This is a genomic window from Kitasatospora sp. NPDC093558 (assembly GCF_040683475.1).
Lineage (GTDB): Bacteria > Actinomycetota > Actinomycetes > Streptomycetales > Streptomycetaceae > Kitasatospora.
The window spans coordinates 1-1,411 of record NZ_JBFBDY010001163.1 but is presented as its reverse complement, the minus strand read 5'-3'; the positions used below and the strand labels follow the sequence as shown (position 1 = coordinate 1,411).

Genomic DNA, 1,411 nt, shown 5'->3' with positions numbered 1-1,411 from the left:
CGCTGGGCTGCCCTCCCCGGGATCGGAACCTGCCGAGGATCCCGCCGAGGACCCCGCGGAGGATCCCGCTGAGGCCGCCTCCTTGGATGTGGCCGTTCTGCCCGTAGCCGCCGTGGTCATGACCGCACGTCCTTTTCCCCGTTGTCCGGCTCCGCCGGGTCTCCCTGCGGGGGCCGGCGCGGAACCGTTTTTTCTCCGCCGAGCGACGCTATGTCCGCGCCGCCGACGATGAGACTCCTCCTGACGCCTCCTTGACACCGCTCGACGCCGATCTTGACGACTTCTTAGCGCTGCCGCCCCTTGGGCGCTGCCGACATCGTCGGCCGGGCGCCGGGAGCGGGACGGGAGAACGAGAGCTTGCCCGCACGCACGGGCGGCTGCCCCTGCACGACTCGAACGAGTTCAGTACCCGCACGATCGTTTCCCCACACCGGGCCGGGCCGGAACCGCCCGACGGGGCGCGAACGCGCACGTCAACGGGCGCCCCGGCAACGCCCGTTCACGCCTCCGATTCGATTACGCGCGCACCGGGGCCCAACTACGCTACGTGGCATGACTTCTTCGGAGACGGCCCCCGGGCGGGGCACGGCGGTGGTGATCGGCGGCGGACTCGCCGGAACGGTGGCGGCCTGGGCGCTGCGCGGTTACGCCGAGCGGATCGTGGTGGTGGAGCGGGACCGCTACCCGGCGGAGCCGCAGTTCCGCGCCGGCGTCCCGCAGGGGCGCCACGCGCACCTGGTGCTGGAGGCCGGGCACCGGCTGCTGGAGGAGATGATGCCCGGCATCAAGCAGGAGTTGAAGGACGCGGGCGCCGACCTGGTCGCCACTTCGGGTGACCTCCGCTGGCTCAGCTCGGCCGGCTGGATGGCGGACTACCCGGCGCAGACGTCCTTCCTCTCGTGCACCCGCCCGGTCCTGGACAAGGCGGTGCTGGACCGCGTCCGCGCCGCCCCGGCGGTCGAGTTCCTGGAGGGCACCGAGGTGGTCGGGCTACTCGGCTCGGCGCGGGCGGTGACCGGCGTCAAGGTCCGCGAGCGCGGCCCGGAGCGCGGCGAAGTCGAGGAGATCCCGGCCGAGTTGGTCGTGGACGCGTCGGGCCGGTCGACCTCGATGACGACCTGGCTGGCGGAACTCGGCTGCGCGCCGGTGCCCGAGGAGCGGGTGGACGCGGGCGTCACCTACGCCTCCCGGCTGTACCACCGCCCGAAGGACGCCGACGCCGCACTCGGCTGCCGGGCCCTCTACCTGCAGACGAAGGCCCCCGACGCCCCGTACATGGGCGTGCTGCTCCCCGTCGAGGGTGACCGCTGGATCGTCAGCCTGGCCGGCATGCGCGGCGCCGAACCCGAGCCGGGCGAGGCCGGGTTCGAGCGCCACCTGGGCCTCCTGCGCGACCCGAGCATGCGCGAGG

At 73.4% G+C, this 1,411-nt stretch carries 1 protein-coding gene; it reads left to right on the top strand.

The genetic code is table 11. From position 1 onward, the window contains the following. Positions 1-552 precede the first annotated feature (552 nt). On the top strand, positions 553-1,411 hold an 859-nt coding region (locus AB0O00_RS39415; RefSeq protein WP_363659484.1), incomplete at its 3' end, for an FAD-dependent oxidoreductase.